Origin of the sequence: Variovorax sp. Root473, from assembly GCF_001426505.1 — a bacterium.
Taxonomy (GTDB): Bacteria; Pseudomonadota; Gammaproteobacteria; order Burkholderiales; family Burkholderiaceae_C; genus Variovorax.
Genome location: NZ_LMEV01000013.1, coordinates 285,583 through 299,804 on the forward strand (window position 1 = coordinate 285,583; position 14,222 = coordinate 299,804).

The 14,222-nt window shown below is 66.7% G+C and carries 16 protein-coding genes; 5 read left to right on the forward strand and 11 right to left on the reverse strand.

Annotated features, from left to right (window positions below; genetic code table 11):
- Positions 1-5: 5 nt before the first annotated feature.
- From ASD34_RS07770 to ASD34_RS07785, 4 genes are read right to left on the reverse strand one after another with little or no spacing between them, the layout of a single operon-like run.
- Positions 6-1,142 carry a PilW family protein gene (locus ASD34_RS07770; RefSeq protein ID WP_056575210.1) on the reverse strand — a complete coding sequence of 379 codons (1,137 nt, stop codon included), beginning with the start codon at positions 1,140-1,142 and terminating at the stop codon, positions 6-8.
- A 6-nt stretch (positions 1,143-1,148) separates the two neighbouring features.
- On the reverse strand, positions 1,149-1,634 hold the full coding sequence (locus ASD34_RS07775; protein WP_157609656.1) for a hypothetical protein: 486 nt from the start codon (positions 1,632-1,634) through the stop codon (positions 1,149-1,151).
- On the reverse strand, positions 1,631-2,221 hold the full coding sequence (locus ASD34_RS07780) for a GspH/FimT family pseudopilin (RefSeq protein WP_235509997.1): 591 nt from the start codon (positions 2,219-2,221) through the stop codon (positions 1,631-1,633). Before ASD34_RS07780 ends, ASD34_RS07775 begins: the two co-directional genes overlap by 4 nt.
- The gene (locus ASD34_RS07785) at positions 2,218-2,610 is read right to left on the reverse strand and encodes a type IV pilin protein (RefSeq protein WP_162248691.1); all 393 of its coding nucleotides are present in this window, start codon (positions 2,608-2,610) and stop codon (positions 2,218-2,220) included. The genes ASD34_RS07780 and ASD34_RS07785 overlap by 4 nt, the downstream gene beginning before the upstream one ends.
- Between ASD34_RS07785 and ASD34_RS28105 the strand changes: the two genes are divergently transcribed.
- Together ASD34_RS28105 and ASD34_RS07790 are read left to right on the forward strand one after the other, a co-directional pair.
- On the forward strand, positions 2,594-2,782 hold the full coding sequence (locus ASD34_RS28105; protein ID WP_162248692.1) for a hypothetical protein: 189 nt from the start codon (positions 2,594-2,596) through the stop codon (positions 2,780-2,782). The two genes, ASD34_RS07785 and ASD34_RS28105, sit on opposite strands and share 17 nt — an antisense overlap.
- A gap of 34 nt (positions 2,783-2,816) precedes the next feature.
- Entirely contained in the window at positions 2,817-4,562 is a 1,746-nt protein-coding gene (locus tag ASD34_RS07790) for a PglL family O-oligosaccharyltransferase (RefSeq protein WP_235509998.1), read from the forward strand.
- A gap of 9 nt (positions 4,563-4,571) precedes the next feature.
- On the opposite strand, the gene moaC is transcribed toward ASD34_RS07790, so the two are convergent.
- Complete coding sequence (gene moaC, locus ASD34_RS07795; RefSeq protein ID WP_056575222.1) at positions 4,572-5,060, reverse strand: cyclic pyranopterin monophosphate synthase MoaC; 489 nt, start codon at positions 5,058-5,060, stop codon at positions 4,572-4,574.
- A gap of 54 nt (positions 5,061-5,114) precedes the next feature.
- Between moaC and ASD34_RS07800 the strand changes: the two genes are divergently transcribed.
- Entirely contained in the window at positions 5,115-6,686 is a 1,572-nt protein-coding gene (locus ASD34_RS07800; RefSeq protein ID WP_056575224.1) for a M48 family metalloprotease, read from the forward strand.
- A 42-nt stretch (positions 6,687-6,728) separates the two neighbouring features.
- On the opposite strand, the gene ASD34_RS07805 is transcribed toward ASD34_RS07800, so the two are convergent.
- The 3 genes from ASD34_RS07805 to ASD34_RS07815 form a co-directional block, all read right to left on the reverse strand.
- Positions 6,729-7,082 carry a phage holin family protein gene (locus ASD34_RS07805; protein WP_056575226.1) on the reverse strand — a complete coding sequence of 118 codons (354 nt, stop codon included), beginning with the start codon at positions 7,080-7,082 and terminating at the stop codon, positions 6,729-6,731.
- A 95-nt stretch (positions 7,083-7,177) separates the two neighbouring features.
- Positions 7,178-7,642 (reverse strand): hypothetical protein, encoded by a 465-nt coding sequence (locus ASD34_RS07810; RefSeq protein ID WP_056575230.1) that lies wholly within the window; start codon positions 7,640-7,642, stop codon positions 7,178-7,180.
- Between the two features lie 85 nt (positions 7,643-7,727).
- Positions 7,728-8,462, reverse strand: coding sequence for a TerC family protein (locus tag ASD34_RS07815; RefSeq protein WP_056575233.1), 735 nt, complete (start codon positions 8,460-8,462; stop codon positions 7,728-7,730).
- A 507-nt stretch (positions 8,463-8,969) separates the two neighbouring features.
- On the opposite strand from ASD34_RS07815, the gene ASD34_RS07820 reads away from it, so the two are divergent.
- Together ASD34_RS07820 and ASD34_RS07825 are read left to right on the forward strand one after the other, a co-directional pair.
- A complete protein-coding gene (locus ASD34_RS07820) occupies positions 8,970-9,434 on the forward strand; it encodes a DUF3717 domain-containing protein (RefSeq protein ID WP_056575234.1) in 465 nt (154 codons plus the stop codon).
- A gap of 2 nt (positions 9,435-9,436) precedes the next feature.
- The gene (locus ASD34_RS07825; protein WP_056575237.1) at positions 9,437-9,742 is read left to right on the forward strand and encodes a putative signal transducing protein; all 306 of its coding nucleotides are present in this window, start codon (positions 9,437-9,439) and stop codon (positions 9,740-9,742) included.
- Between the two features lie 10 nt (positions 9,743-9,752).
- Here ASD34_RS07825 and ASD34_RS07830 read toward each other — a convergent pair whose 3' ends face one another.
- The 3 genes from ASD34_RS07830 to purB all read right to left on the reverse strand — a co-directional run bounded on the left by ASD34_RS07830 (position 9,753) and on the right by purB (position 14,193).
- Entirely contained in the window at positions 9,753-10,313 is a 561-nt protein-coding gene (locus tag ASD34_RS07830) for a YaeQ family protein (protein WP_056575239.1), read from the reverse strand.
- Positions 10,314-10,359: 46 nt separating this feature from the next.
- Entirely contained in the window at positions 10,360-12,525 is a 2,166-nt protein-coding gene (locus tag ASD34_RS07835) for a TonB-dependent receptor family protein (protein ID WP_056575242.1), read from the reverse strand.
- A gap of 288 nt (positions 12,526-12,813) precedes the next feature.
- Positions 12,814-14,193 (reverse strand): adenylosuccinate lyase, encoded by a 1,380-nt coding sequence (gene purB / locus ASD34_RS07840; protein ID WP_056575245.1) that lies wholly within the window; start codon positions 14,191-14,193, stop codon positions 12,814-12,816.
- Positions 14,194-14,222 lie beyond the last annotated feature (29 nt).

The following is a 14,222-nucleotide window of genomic DNA, read 5'->3' on the forward strand; positions in this document are numbered from 1 at the left end:
AAGGCTCATTGCAGGTTGGCCCAGAGAACGTTGCGAAGCGGCACGATGGTTTCAAAGGCGCGGTAGCGGTAGCAGCGCCAATCGGCGTCGTTGCTCAGATCGATCGTGGGACCGCCGGGCCAGCTCGTCGGCGCTGTGGTGGTGGTGGTGCAGGCTTGGGCCCCCTCCTCCATCTTTTCCTTAAGCGGACTGCGCACCACCACGGCAATGCGGACGGCCTTGATGCGCCTGGCCTCATCCAGGGAAGGGGCAGCCCACGACCCGGTGGCCGAAACCCAGTTGTTCACGACCTGGCTGGCGGCATCGCTGATGCCATACATCGCCTTGAGGCTCACCACGTTGTTGGCGAGCTGGACCTGCGTCATCGAACTGAAGAAGTCCTGCGACACGAGCGAGCCGCCTGCCACCGAATAGGTTCGCTGCGTGAAGGTGCCGATGTCGAAGATCCGCGGATTCTTGGTGAAGCTGGTGGGCCAGCCCAATGTGGTCATCACGTCGGCCGGCGGGTTGTAGGTCGGCTGCGTTGCGGTACCGGTGGCTGTGGCATGCGTCAGGACGACGCTGTCCGGGCTGGCGGGGTTGGCGTCGCTTGCGGTGATGCGTGTGAGCGTGCATCTGCCGTCGTCATCGGTCATCCACACGAAGCCCTCGACGCCCGAAAGTCCCACCTTGCTGGTGGGCTGGAGGTTGGCGGCTGGCGTGCCGGGGGGGTTGATCGTCGCGTTTTGCAGCAGCATGTTCCGGACATTGCTGCGGATGGACGTCCCCCAGAGCATCGTGATGCTGTCGGAAGCCCCGGCCGCAGTGCCTCCGTCGGTGATGCGCACGGGCGCGCCCGAGAAGTTGGGAACAGGGCCGCTGGCCGCTCCGGTGCTGTAGTACGCGAAGTACGCGGTGCACGGCATGATGGCTGCCGTCGGCATGCCCCAGCCGGCGGCGCGCAGGTCGCGCTCGATCGTCGCCAGGCTGAAGCTGCCGTTCTGCTGCGTGTCGGCACCCGAGGTGGTCGAGCGCTTGATGCCTTCGTAGGTAGAAACGACCTGGAAGATGATGACCGTCGCCACGAGTCCGACGACCATGCCAACGAGTGTCTCGACGAGGCCGAAGCCTTGCTGGCGGTTTCCTTGCTGAAGTGAGGGCATGAAATCTCAGCCTTGGATCTGTGTCGTGAGGGTGAAGTTGTGCGTCAACTCATCCTGCGGGCTTTGCCAGCAGAGCGTTACCGTCACGATGTTGTTGGGTCCGACGACGATCTGCTGCTGCAACCCGGACGCACCAGGCAGGAAGCCCGGGTTGGTTGCATTGCTCAATCCGGAAAGCCAACTGGTCACCAATGGGTTGGCGGCCGTGTTGTCGCCTGGGTCACAGGCTTTTGCGTTCGCATTCAAGGCGTAGGTCGGGACATTGAAGCGGTCCACCCACATGCGCCCTACGATCTGGTTTGCGAAGAAGCTGGCCTTGGCACGGTAGTCGGCGTCGCTTACGGCGCGAATGGCTGTCGCCTGCAAGCCGAGGATTCCGAGAACCGCGAGGGAAAAAATGGCGATCGCCACGAGTGCTTCGATCAGCATCACGCCGCGTTGACCACCGGGTCGCCGACGAATGGCGCGAAGTGTTTTTCTCTGTGCACTCATGAGCAACCTTGCGGGTTGGTGGCCAGGGAGTGGCCCGGATCACACATGCGGATGTCGCCGCCGGGCGCCAGGATGATCGCCAGTCGGCGCACATCGGTGGTGGCGCCGGTGATGTCGATCTGGCGCGTGGTCGTTGCCGTGGTGAGCCGTCCCAGTCCGGTGAATGTGATGGTGGCTGGCATGCCGGCGCCGGGGTCAGCAGCCTTCGTGCCGACCGTGGTGGAAACCTGGACGCGGGCATTGGACGAGGCATTGCCTTCCAGATGCTCTTGCACCAGGTCGTTGAGATTCGTGGGTGTATCCGGAAGCGCGCCGTAGAGGGCCCAGTCGGTGCCCCCTGCAAGGGCCACGCCGTTGGACTTGTTCGTCAGCGTGAACCGGACGTTGCTGTTGCGCCGGATCGCCTCGGCCCGAGCCAGTTGCAAGCCGTTGAGCACGGATTCAGCGGCAGTGCGAACCTGTGCGTTGCGAATGAAGCTCGCATAGCTGGGATACGCAAGCATGAACAGGACCGCGAAGAGTGCGATCCCGACCATCAATTCAATCAGGGTGAAGCCCGCCGCCGCGCGGTGAACCCTTGGCTTCATGGCTTGCGCACAATCCATTTGGTCTGCGTGCCGGTGAAGTTCCAGGCGCAACTGCTGCACGTCGTGGACGGTTGGTTTTTCTGGTCCAGCATGTATTTGAGGCCTGTAACCGAGGTGCCGGTATTGCCGGTTGCGGCGAGCGAGTAGCCCTGGCCGGTCGACGTCGGCGTGCAGCTGTACTGGAAGTTGGCTGTGGCGGTTGGAGGATCGATGCCGCAGGTGCCATCGGCTTTGACGTAGGTGCGATGGTCTTGGTAGTACTGCTCGATTTGGGCGCGATAGCTCGACAGGTTCCCGGGTGCTTCTTGAACATTGCCCCGCCGCACGTAGTCCGAGTAGTTCGGGTAGGCAATGCTCGCAAGGATGGCCACGATGGCGATCGTGACCATGACCTCGATCAAGGTGAACCCTTTCTGCGCCCGCCGTGATTCGGGTGCGCCCGTCCTTGACCCGGTGGGCAACGCAACTCGTTGGTTCATCAAGACTGCCTTTCAAGCCAACTCCAGCCCGTTGATCAAGCCGAAGAAACAATTGAGAAATATTGTTAAATTGTGTGTCTAATTGAATTCTTGGCAGTGCCATTCACCCGGTCGCCGTGACCATTCGTCGGATCGAGCGGCTTCACAATGAGCCCGTGCAGCTTTCTCCAACCCGTAGCGCCTTTCTTTCCCCGGGGCGGGCTCTGTGCGGCATTCGCGCGGCACTGCTGGCATTCGCGTTTCTTTCGCCGCTGGTGGCGGGGCCATCCGTCACCGTGTGGCAGCAGTTGGTGTCCTGGATTTGTCTCGCAGGCTGGCTTCTTTGCGCACCGGCCTTGGCTCGGCCCGCTTCTGAACTGACCCGATGGTTGGGGGCAAGCGCAGCGGTGCTGGTGCTCGCCGGAACGTGGGGTGCCGCCGGGGGGGCTCTCGCATCCGCGTTGGCCGCTCTCGTCGCTATTGCACTGGCAGCTGGATTGGGGGCGAGTTCGGCGGATGGTGATGTCTCGACGCCGAAGGCAATCGCTTGGGGGCTCTTCAGCGCGGGACTGCTCAATGCGGTCCTGGGCCTGCTTCAGTACTACCACTTGGCGGGCGATCTGGCGTCCTGGTTCGCTTCGCCTCCCGAAGGACGTGCGTGGGGCACGCTGCGCCAGCGGAACCAGTTCGCAACGTTGCTCGGCCTGGCGCTGGTCGCCCTGCTGTGGCTCTATGGAATACAAAGCGCACGCCGAGCGCGGTGGGGGTTGGTGGCGGCGGCCGTCGTGCTGATCGCCGCCGCGGCCGCCTCCTTGTCGCGCACGGGGCTGCTTCAATTCCTGTTGGTCATGGCGATTGCAGGTTTTGCGGCTTGGCGAGAGCGTCACGGACGGGTGATTCCGGCGTCCTTTCGCCTGCCGCCTCCGCTCGTTCTGCTGGCAGGGATTCCGCTTTACTTCGCCTTCGATGCGTTGTTGCCCTATCTGGCGGCCGGTGGCGATGGGCAAGTTGCCACTGCGGCCTTGAGGTCACGCCTGCAACCCACCGTCGTCGCCACCGACAGCCGCGTCGTCCTCTGGCAAAACGTCCTGACGCTCATCGCCCAGCGCCCCCTCACCGGCTGGGGCTGGGGCGAACTCAGCTTCGCGCACTTCGCCACGCTGTACACCGGCCCGCGTTTCCCCGTCATCCTCGACAACGCCCACAACCTCCCGCTGCACCTCGCGGTCGAACTGGGCATTCCGGTGGCGCTGCTCATCTGCGGTGGCTTTCTGTGGATGGTGGGTGCGGCGAAGCCTTGGCGGGAGCGCGATCCGTTGCGGCTGATGGCGTGGGGCCTGCTCGGCGTCATCCTGTTGCACAGCCTGCTCGAGTACCCGCTCTGGTACGGCCCGTTCCAGCTGGTGTTCGGCCTGTGCCTCGGCGTCCTGTGGCCGGCATCGACCCAGCGCCCCGCAGCGAATGGCAGCCGAAAACTCGCCACCTTCGCCGCCGCAGCCTGGATCGCCGTCATCGGCTACGCCGCCTGGGACTACACCCGCATCAGCCAGATCTACCTGCCGCGCGAGGCGCGCCTGCCGGCCTACCGCGACGACACGCTCGCCAAGCTTCAGGGCTCGTGGCTGTTCTCACGCCAGGTGGATTTCGCCGAGGTAACGCTGACGGCCGTCACGCCCGCGAACGCCGCGCACATGCACGAACTGGCCGGGCGCGTGCTGCACTTTTCGCCCGAGCCGCGCGTCATCATGAAGTTGATCGAAAGCGCCGAGTTGCTAGGCCGCGATGCCGAAGCGCATGCGCTGGCCACGCGTTTCCGGGTCGCGTTTCCGGCCGCGTTCGCCCGCTGGCTGGACAACCGCCCGGACGATGCGCCCGAGCTGTAGCCGCTGGACTCAGTCCGTCGCCGCGACGTAGCTCCCCGACTTCCCGCCGTGCTTCTCCAGCACATGCACGTCGGTGATGCGCATCCCGCGGTCGACGGCCTTGCACATGTCGTAGATGGTGAGCAGCGCGACCTGCACGGCGGTCAGGGCTTCCATTTCCACGCCGGTCGGGCCGACGGTCTCGACGGTCGCGGTGCAGGCCACCTGCGGCGCCTGGCCGCTGTCGGCGAGCGCGAAGGCCACGGCCACGCGGGTCAGCGCCAGCGGGTGGCACAGCGGGATCAGTTCGCTGGTCTTCTTGGCGGCCTGGATGCCGGCGATGCGCGCGATGCCCAGCACGTCGCCTTTCTTGGCGGTGCCCGATTCGATCAGCGCCAGCGTCGCGGGCTGCATCTCGATGCGGCCGGTGGCCACGGCCACGCGGTGGGTGGCGGGCTTGGCCGCGACGTCGACCATGTGGGCCTGGCCCTGAGCGTCAAAATGGGTGAGGGTGCTCATCGGTGAACGTTCGTTTTGAAGATGCATCATACGAGCCCGAGCCACAGACGAGGAATGCCGCGCTTGACTCCCTCTTCCCCCACAAAAAAACGCCCGACGCCCCTCTGGCAGGCGGTGTGCGCTACCTTTTTAATAGCTTGCCAGGTGCTGCTGCCGGCCCCCGCGCTGGCGCAGGTGCAGCAGATCCTGCCGGGCCTCGGTGACGGCGGCGAGATGACGGCGAGCGCCGAGCGCCGGCTGGGCGACCAGATCGTGCGCGAGCTGTACCGCGACACCGACTACATCGACGACCCGGTGATCGCCGCTTACGTGCAGGACATCTGGCAGCGCCTGCTGGACGCCGCACGTGCGCGCGGCGAGCTCACGCCCGAGCTCGACGAGCGCTTTGCGTGGACCATCCTGCTCGGGCGCGACCGCAACATCAACGCCTTCGCGCTGCCGGGCGGCTACCTCGGGCTCAACCTGGGGCTGCTGGCCGCGGTCGGCAGCCGCGACGAGCTGGCGACGGTGCTCGGGCACGAGCTGTCGCACGTCACGCAGCGCCACATCTCGCGCATCATGAGCAAGCAGGGCAAGCAGATGCCCTTGATGATCGCCGGCCTGATCCTCGGGATGATCGCCGCCAGCAAGAGCCGCAACGCCGACGCCGGGCAGGCCGTGATCATGGGCAGCCAGGCGCTGTTCATGCAGAACCAGCTGAGTTTTTCGCGCGACATGGAGCGCGAGGCCGACCGCATCGGCTTCGGCGTGATGACGCAGGCGGGCTTTGCGCCGCAGGGCGCCGCGGCGATGTTCGAGAAGCTGCAGTACGCCTCACGCCTGAACGACAACGGCTCGTACCCGTACCTGCGCAGCCACCCGCTGACGACCGAGCGCATCTCGGACATGCAGGGCCGCTTCCAGTTCCGCGCCGATGCCGCGCCGCCGGTCGTGCCGCTGGTGATGGACCACGCCATGGTCGCCGCGCGCGCCCGCGTGCTGACGCGCCCGGGCGTCGACGTGCTGCGGTTGTGGGTCAACGCGGCGTCCAGCGGCGAGTTCGCGGGCAGTTCACCGGCCCAGCAGGCGGGCACGCTCTACGCGGCGGCGATGGCAGCCAAGGAACTGCGCGACTTCAAGGCGGCGCGCGCGCTGGCCGAGCGGCTCGTGGCCCGCACGGCCGACGAACCGGCCGCGAGCAAGCAGGCCCGCTGGCTGCAGGCCGAGATCGAACTGGCGGGCGGCGCGGCACCGCGTGCGACAGCGCTGCTCGATGCCAAATCGAAGGAGCGGCCCGAGATGATCCTCGCGGCCGAAGCCGCGATCGCCCAGCGCCAGCCCGCGCCCATGGTGCCCGCGCTGCGCGACTGGGTGGCCGTCCATCCGCGCGACGCCACGGCCTGGCGCACGCTGGCCAACCTGTACGGGGCGCAGAACGACACGCTGCGCGCCATCCGCGCCGATGCCGAGGCCAACGTGGCGATCCTCGACTATCCGGCCGCGCGCGACCGTTTCAAGGCGGCGCAGGAATTGATCCGCAAGTCGGGGGCGCCGATCGACCACTACGAGGCCTCGATCGTCGACACGCGCGCGCGCGCCGTCGACGTGCTGGTCAAGCAGCAGGCCGAGGAGCCGCCGCTGAAGTGATGAAGCGAAAGAGCAAGGGGAGGAGGGCGTTGCCGCCGGCGCTCAGCGCCGGGACAGCAGCCCGCCCAGCGCGCTCTCGATGAGCAGCCCGAGCAGCGAGTAGATCAGCGAGCCCAGCAGCGCGGCAAAGAAGCCGCTGACGTGGAAGCCGCCGAGCAGGCCCGAGGCGGCCCAGAACAGCAGGGCGTTGATCACGAACAGGAACAGCCCGAGCGTGACGATGGTGACCGGCAACGTGAGGATCACCAGCACTGGCCGCACGACCATGTTGAGCAGGCCGATCACGGCCGCCGCGAGCAGCGCCGAACCGAAACTCTGGACCTGGACGCCGCTGTAGAGGTAGGCGACCGCGAGCAGCGCGACGGCGCTGAGCAGCCATTTGAGGAGGATGCGCATGCGCCGCAGGATACCCCACGGGCCCGCCGCACAAAAGAACGAGCCCCGCTGCGTTGCCGCAGCGGGGCTCGTTGGAAAGCCTCGGATCCGGGGCGTTACTCGGCCAGCTCGTTCGCCAGCACCAGCAGTGCGCCCATGCCCATCACGGCGCCGGGAAAGGCCCAGCCCGATTGCTTGGGCGGGGTCTGGTCGGGCGTGACCGGTTCCAGGTCGACGCCGACCTTCGGGCGGCGCGCATCGACCACGTGGGTGGCCGCGTGCTCGCGCTTGAGTTGCTGCGTCAGGTCGGTCAGCGGGCCCTTGGCCAGCACCGCCGTCACCTGGCCGCCGTTGCGTTCGAGCAGCGGCAGCATCTGCGCCTGCACCTTGCTGAACCACTTGGCGCGCCAGTTCTCGCGCGCGCTGTGGCTCACCCACTTGCTGATGCGGTGTGTCATGCGCGGCGCGCAGGCCACGAGCACCCAATGGCGTGCCACGACGTTGTCCGCATCCGGCGCCAGTTCGGCGAACTGCTCGCTGGCATAGACGGCGTCGTCGACGTAAAGAATGATCTTTTCCATGGGGGCTCTCCTTTGGTAGTTAGAGTGACAGAGACCGGATTGATGCAGGAAGTTTCAGTGTAAGGCGTTGGTCGGCCAAAGACGCTCAGTGGGCCGGGGTGGCGGGAGCCGGCTTGCGCGAGGCCACCCACTTGCCGATCGCCAGCACCAGCAGCGCACCGATGATGCCGGCGGCGTACTTGATGGTGTCGGTCTGCGGCACCTTCGGCACCCAGGTCCAGTTGGCGGGGTTGGCCAGGGCGGGGTCGGACACGGCCATCGTGCCGGCGATCCAGCCCAGCAGCATGCCGCCCAGCGTGATGATCATCGGGAAGCGGTCCATCAGCTTGATGACCAGCTGGCTGCCCCAGACGATGATCGGGATGCTCACGAGCAGACCGAAGATCACCAGCGGCATCTGATGACCGTCGCCCGCGCCTTGTGCGGCACCGGCGATGGCGATCACGTTGTCCACGCTCATCACCAGGTCGGCAATGATCACGGTCTTCACGGCACCCCAGAGCTTGTCGCTGCCGGTGATGTTGCCGTGCGCGTCGTCGTGGTCGGGGGCCAGCAGTTTCACGCCGATCCACAGCAGCAGGATTGCGCCCACCAGCTTCAGGAACGGAATCGCGAGCAGCGTGAGTGCGAAGAAGATCAGGATCACGCGCAGCACGATGGCGCCGGCGGTGCCCCACAGGATGCCCTGGGTGCGTTGCGCGGGCGGCAGCTTGCGGCATGCCAGCGCGATGACGACAGCGTTGTCGCCGCCCAGAAGAATGTCGATCATGATGATCTGACCGACTGCGACCCAGAATTCCGGGGTCATGAACTGTTCCATAGAGTCCTCATTGTCGTGGCAGCGCGCCCGCAGCTCCCTGGACGGGACCACGACGGGCAGCGGCATGCCGATGCGTTTCGATTCACCCTGCGCGGGTGCGGTCGAAAGCGGGGGAGCGAAGGCCGGGTGACACCGGGGACTTGCGAACGCTTCGACCAAACCTGCGCAGGTTCAAATCGAAGGTCTTGCTCGACAACAGCAGGCGCGCCGACAGGTGTCTGCGCGTGTGTCGCCCGCCAGGCCGGAAGTGTTGTGCTTCGTATTGACGACCTGACGATTCACGCTGCCCGGAGACAGCGATCGGGAGCTACTCCCCTTCGTGGGCGGGATTAGAGCATTGAAGACCGCGCCGAGGCAACAGAAAGTTTTCTTTAAATTCGAGATCGATTCTTCCGCAGGCCCCACGTACTGGTCAATGCATGCTCTATTTTTCGTAGCGCCTATGGCCCTAAAGAGGAGCGGGACATTGCGGGACTATGATCGCCGCTCGCTGTTTTTTCACGTTCCATGGCCGCCATCCACATCACCGACATCGAGGCCGCCATCAACCACTGGCGCGAGAAGTCTCCCTCGCCCGACGGCATCACGCTGGCGCCCGAATTGCGCGCACTGGCCGAGGTCTACGCGCTCATGGTCTTTCACCACGAAGACGAGGTCGACGAGGTCGGCTTTCCTCCCAAGGCCTGGGCCGCCTGGCTCGACTGGTACCACAGCACGCCCGACACGCCCTGCATCGCGATCTGCTCGACGAGCCAGGGCGACGACCAGTGCAAGGGCTGCGGGCGCACCTTCGACGAGGTGCAGTACTGGCCGGCCATGACGCCGGTCGAGAAGCGCGTCACCTGGCGCCGCATCACCATGGAAGACTCGGCCTGGCGCTTCAACCGCTATGCCGAGCGCGCGCGCGAAGCCGAGCCCAGCGTCGCGGAGCCCGAGGTCGATCCCGACGACGACACGCGCTGGGCACCCTGACCATGCGCCGCCTCGCGCAAGCCCCGAACCTCGCGATCGCGACCGTGTGGGCGCACGCGCTGTGCGAGGAGGGCGTGGCTGCCACGGTGCAGCGCGAATTCCTCGGTGCGGTCATGGGCCAGCTGCCGCCCGACCAGTGCCTGCCCGAAATCTGGATCGACGACGAATCGCAGTACGAACTCGCGAAGCGCCTGCTGCACGAACTGCAGAACCGCCCACAACGCAGCTGGCGCTGCGTGTGCGGCGAGCAGGTCGAAGGTGGTTTCGAGCAGTGCTGGCAGTGCGGCGAGATGATGCCCGCTGCCTAGCGGCGCGGGTTCACTTCCAGCGCAGCAGTTCGACGTCGATGCTGTTCACGCCGTCGCCCAGCGTCAGCGTGCTTTCCTGGATCGTCGCCTGCAGCTGCATGCTGCGCTGCGCCAGCTTGGCGAGCGCCTGCGAGGCCTCGGTCGGCACGCGATAGACCTTCAGGTTCTGCGGCCGCGTGAGCTTGTTCTCGATGCCGCGCCACCAGATCTCGGCCGCGTGGTTGAAGCAGTAGACGATCACCTCGTCCGCCTTGCCGCAGGCCTTGATGATGGGCTTGTCTTCCGGCTGGCCGACCTCGATCCAGATCTTGGTCTGGCCCGTGAAGTCGCGCAGCCACACGTCGGGCTCCTCGACGTTCGACAGGCCCGCGCCGAAGGCCAGCGTGCCGTCGCCGTTGCAGATGTCCTGCAGCTGGTGCGCGTTGAGCGCGAGCGCGACCAGCCGGATCATCATCCGCTCGTCGGTCTCGCTGGGGTGGCGCGCCAGGGTCAGCGCATGGTCGGCGTAGTAGCCGTGGTCGATGTCGGCCACCGCGAGGGTGGCCTTGAAGATGGTGGATTTGAGGGCCATGGGTGCGCGAGTGTAGGCCCGACGCCCTCCCGCGCACCCTCGGGCTTCAGAACGCCAGCGACGCCTGCAGGTACAGCGTGCGCGGCTGGCCCACGTACTTGCCGCCGTTGTTGTCGACCGAGCGGTTGTAGTAGCGGCGGTCGAACAGGTTCTTCACGCCCACGGCCAGCTTGAGGTGGCTCAGCGAGGGGCCGAAGTCGTAGGCAGCGCGCAGGTTCATCGTGGCGTAGCCGGGGATGTCGCCGAGCCGGCCGGTCGCATCTTCCAGCGTGATGTACCTCGCGCCGTCGTCGGGCGCGCCCGGCGAGCGCTGCTTCGATTGCGCGTACACGTCGGCATTGATCGTCCACGGCCCGCGCTCGTAGCGCGCGCCCAGCGTGGCCACCTGGCGCGAGTAGAACGGCAGGTCGCGGCCGGCGAAGGCGCCGGCCTTCGAGGTCGCCTGCGTGTACGTGTAGGTGCCCGACACGGACAGCCCCTTGAGCGCGTTGCTCAGGCTGCCCAGGTCGTAGCGCAGCGCCGACTCCAGCCCGCGGTGGCGCGTGGCGCCCAGATCGGTCCACTGGCTGACTTCGCCGGTGATGGAGCGCGCCAGCTGCAGCTCCTTGTCGAAGTTGATGTTGAACAGCGTCAGCTCGCCGCTCCAGGCCTCGCCCTTGTAGTGCGTGCCGATCTCGTAGGTCTTGGCCTTCTCGGGATGCAGGCCACTGGTCGACTGCGCCAGTTGCGCGTACTGCTGCGGTCCGAACGACACGCCGGCATTGGCGAACACCGACCAGCGCTCGCTCATGCGGTAGAGCACCGACAGCGTGGGCAGCACCTCGTTGGAATCGATCTTCGGATAGATCGCGCTGGTGATCCGGCCGCTCGCCATGTTGAAGACATCGTTGTGCGAGCGGATCGATTCGTAGCGCACGCCGGGCGTGACCGTCCAGTTGCCGAAGTCGATGCGGTCGTCGATGTAGACCGCGTGCGCCGTCGTGCCGCCCTTGCTGAACTGGTACGTGGGCTGGGCCAGCGAATAGGCGTCGAAGCCCGGGCGCGGCCGGTAGTAGCTGCTGCGCGTGGCCACTTCGGAGGCCTCTTCCTTGAGGTAGCGCGCGCCGACGCTGATTTCCTGCACCACGCTGCCGGAGTCGATCAGGCGCGAGTAGCGCGGCTCGAAGGCGTAGGTCTTGTAATGGCGCGGGGCAGCGGTGAGGCGGCGCTGGCCGGCGCTGTTGCCCGAGCCTTCCTGCTCGAGGTGGCTGCCGCGGAACGAGTCCGTGTAGTAGGTCAGCATCTCGAACTTGTTCACGCCGTCGTTGTGCGTGTACTTGACCGAGCCGTCGGTGCGGCTGCCGCTGAACTCGTCGAAGGGGCGGTCCGACTGGAACGGGTTGGCCGCGAACTGCGCGGTGGTCAGCCCGCCCGGCATGCTCGCGCTGCCTTCGAAGCGATGCAGCGTCACCGCGATGTCGTCGGTCTTCGAGAGGCGGTAGGCGCCCTTGAGCATCAGGTCGTCGATGCGCGTCTTGTCGTTGCTCTGGCGAAAGCCGTTGCCGTGCGTGCCCGAATACAGCAGCGCCAGGCCGAGGCCGTTCTCGTTGGTGCCGCCGATGAACAGCGTGGGCGTGGACTTGGTGCCGCCGCCATGGCTGGCGCTTTCGACGCCCACGCCCACTTCGCCCGCGAACTGCTTCGGAATCGAACGCGTCACGAAGTTGATGATGCCGCCCACGTTCTGCGGGCCATAGCGCACCGAGCCCGCGCCGCGCACCACGTCGACCGCCTCGAGGCTCCCGAGCGCCACCGGCGCCAGCGACAGCTGCGGCTGGCCGTAGGGCGCGTAGGCCACGGGCACGCCGTCGATCAGCACGGTGGAGCGGAACGACAGCCGCGAGGTCAGGCCGCGCACGCCCACGTTGAGCGAGAGGTCGCTGCCGCCCGTGCCGCTGCTTTCCTGCACCTGCACGCCGGGCACCTGGCGCAGCACGTCGCGCACGCTGGCGGCGCCGCTCTCCTGGATCTGCTGGCGTTCGACGATGCTGCGCGCGCCGGCATGCTCGAGCACCCGGGTCTCGCTGGGCGAGCCGAGCCAGTCGCCGGTGACGGTGATGGCCTCGAGCGACTTCGATGGATCGGCCCCGGGCTCGGCATCGGCCGCCAGGCTCTGGAAGCTGATGGGAAAGAGCGCCATCGCGATGGCGGCGGTTTTGGTTTTCTTGAACATGGTTTTTTCCTCCTCTGGTTGTCGAGGGCGTTGTTGTCTTTGTTCGTCTGCCTGGCGGTGTGTGCCTCGGGCGCGCTCAACCCGCGCGGGCGGGCCCTCGGGGAAGCATGGGCCAGTGGCGTCTGGGCGGGGCGCGCAGCATGAACAACGGGAGCGTGGGAGCGTCCGGCGGGGTTGTCGGCTGGCGTGCCCCGAGGCGGGGCACGTTGGCTGGAGAGAGGGGGCCGAGCCGCGTACGACGCGCACCGGCCGTGGGCGGCACGGGCCGGTGGACCGTCGCGGGGGAACCTAAATTCGGCGGGCCAGTTCGGCCGCCTTGCCGGTGTAGCTGGCGGGCGTCATGGCCAGGAGTCGGGTCTTTTCCTCTTCCGGGATGGCCAGCGAACGGATCAGCCCGTGCAGCGCCTCGGCCGTCACGGTCTTGCCGCGCGTGACTTCCTTGAGCTGCTCGTAGGCGCCCTGCACGCCGAAGCGGCGCATCACGGTCTGGATCGGCTCGGCCAGCACTTCCCACGAGGCGTCGAGGTCGCCAGCGAGCGCTTCCTCGTTGATCTCGAGCTTGCCCAGGCCCGTGGCCAGGCTCGCGTAGGCCAGCGTGGCGTAGCCGAAGGCCACGCCGATGTTGCGCAGCACCGTGCTGTCGGTCAGGTCGCGCTGCCAGCGGCTGATGGGCAGCTTCTCGCTCAGGTGGCGCAGCACCGCGTTGGCCAGGCCCAGGTTGCCCTCGGCGTTCTCGAAGTCGATCGGGTTGACCTTGTGCGGCATGGTCGACGAGCCGATCTCGCCCTTCTTCAGGCGCTGCTTGAAGTAGCCCAGGCTCACGTAGCCCCAGATGTCGCGCGAGAAGTCGACCAGGATCGTGTTGGCGCGGGCCACGGCATCGAACAGCTCGGCCATGTAGTCGTGCGGCTCGATCTGGATGCTGTACGGCTGGAACTGCAGGCCCAGGCCCAGCGGCGCGGGCGTCTCGACGACCTTGCGGCTGAAGGCTTCCCAGTCGAACTCGGGCCAGGCGGCCAGGTGGGCGTTGTAGTTGCCCACGGCGCCGTTCATCTTGCCCAGCAGCTGCACGGCGGCGATTTGCGCGCGGGCCTTGGTCAGGCGCACCGCCACGTTGGCGATTTCCTTGCCGACGGTGGTCGGGCTGGCGGTCTGGCCGTGGGTGCGCGAGAGCATCGACACGTCAGCGAACTGGTGCGCCATTTCGCGCAGCTTGGCGATGAGGCCGTCGATGGCCGGAAGCACCACGGTGTCGCGCGCGGCCTGGATCTGCAGGGCGTGGCTGGTGTTGTTGATGTCTTCGCTGGTGCAGGCGAAGTGCACGAACTCGGCGGCGGCCAGCAGTTCCGGGCGGGCTTCGAACTTCGACTTGATCCAGTATTCGACCGCCTTCACGTCGTGGTTGGTGGTCTTCTCGATGTCCTTGATGGCCAGGGCGTCGGCCTCGGAGAAGTGCGACACCAGCCCCATCAGGTACTTGCGGGCGCCGCCCGTGAGGGGCTTGAACTCGGCAAAGCCGCAGTCGGACAGCGCGATGAACCAGGCCACCTCCACCTGCACGCGACGGTGCATATAGCCCTGTTCGCTCATCAGCGGGCGCAAGGCCGCGAGTTTGGCCGCATAGCGGCCGTCAAGGGGGGAGAGGGCGGAGACGGTGGAAAAGCTCATGCCCGAATTTTAGGCGGCCGCCGGGTGGG

Bases quoted from the DNA above. Each gene is read 5' to 3' on its own strand.
- ASD34_RS07770 (WP_056575210.1), bottom strand. From the start codon at position 1,142: ATGCCCTCACTTCAGCAAGGAAACCGCCAGCAAGGCTTCGGCCTCGTC.
- ASD34_RS07775 (WP_157609656.1), bottom strand. From the start codon at position 1,634: ATGAGTGCACAGAGAAAAACACTTCGCGCCATTCGTCGGCGACCCGGT.
- ASD34_RS07780 (WP_235509997.1), bottom strand. From the start codon at position 2,221: ATGAAGCCAAGGGTTCACCGCGCGGCGGCGGGCTTCACCCTGATTGAA.
- ASD34_RS28105 (WP_162248692.1), top strand. From the start codon at position 2,594: ATGGCGATCGTGACCATGACCTCGATCAAGGTGAACCCTTTCTGCGCC.
- ASD34_RS07785 (WP_162248691.1), bottom strand. From the start codon at position 2,610: ATGGTCACGATCGCCATCGTGGCCATCCTTGCGAGCATTGCCTACCCG.
- moaC (WP_056575222.1), bottom strand. From the start codon at position 5,060: ATGAGCACCCTCACCCATTTTGACGCTCAGGGCCAGGCCCACATGGTC.
- ASD34_RS07800 (WP_056575224.1), top strand. From the start codon at position 5,115: ATGCCGCGCTTGACTCCCTCTTCCCCCACAAAAAAACGCCCGACGCCC.
- ASD34_RS07805 (WP_056575226.1), bottom strand. From the start codon at position 7,082: ATGCGCATCCTCCTCAAATGGCTGCTCAGCGCCGTCGCGCTGCTCGCG.
- ASD34_RS07810 (WP_056575230.1), bottom strand. From the start codon at position 7,642: ATGGAAAAGATCATTCTTTACGTCGACGACGCCGTCTATGCCAGCGAG.
- ASD34_RS07815 (WP_056575233.1), bottom strand. From the start codon at position 8,462: ATGGAACAGTTCATGACCCCGGAATTCTGGGTCGCAGTCGGTCAGATC.
- ASD34_RS07820 (WP_056575234.1), top strand. From the start codon at position 8,970: ATGGCCGCCATCCACATCACCGACATCGAGGCCGCCATCAACCACTGG.
- ASD34_RS07825 (WP_056575237.1), top strand. From the start codon at position 9,437: ATGCGCCGCCTCGCGCAAGCCCCGAACCTCGCGATCGCGACCGTGTGG.
- ASD34_RS07830 (WP_056575239.1), bottom strand. From the start codon at position 10,313: ATGGCCCTCAAATCCACCATCTTCAAGGCCACCCTCGCGGTGGCCGAC.
- ASD34_RS07835 (WP_056575242.1), bottom strand. From the start codon at position 12,525: ATGTTCAAGAAAACCAAAACCGCCGCCATCGCGATGGCGCTCTTTCCC.
- purB (WP_056575245.1), bottom strand. From the start codon at position 14,193: ATGAGCTTTTCCACCGTCTCCGCCCTCTCCCCCCTTGACGGCCGCTAT.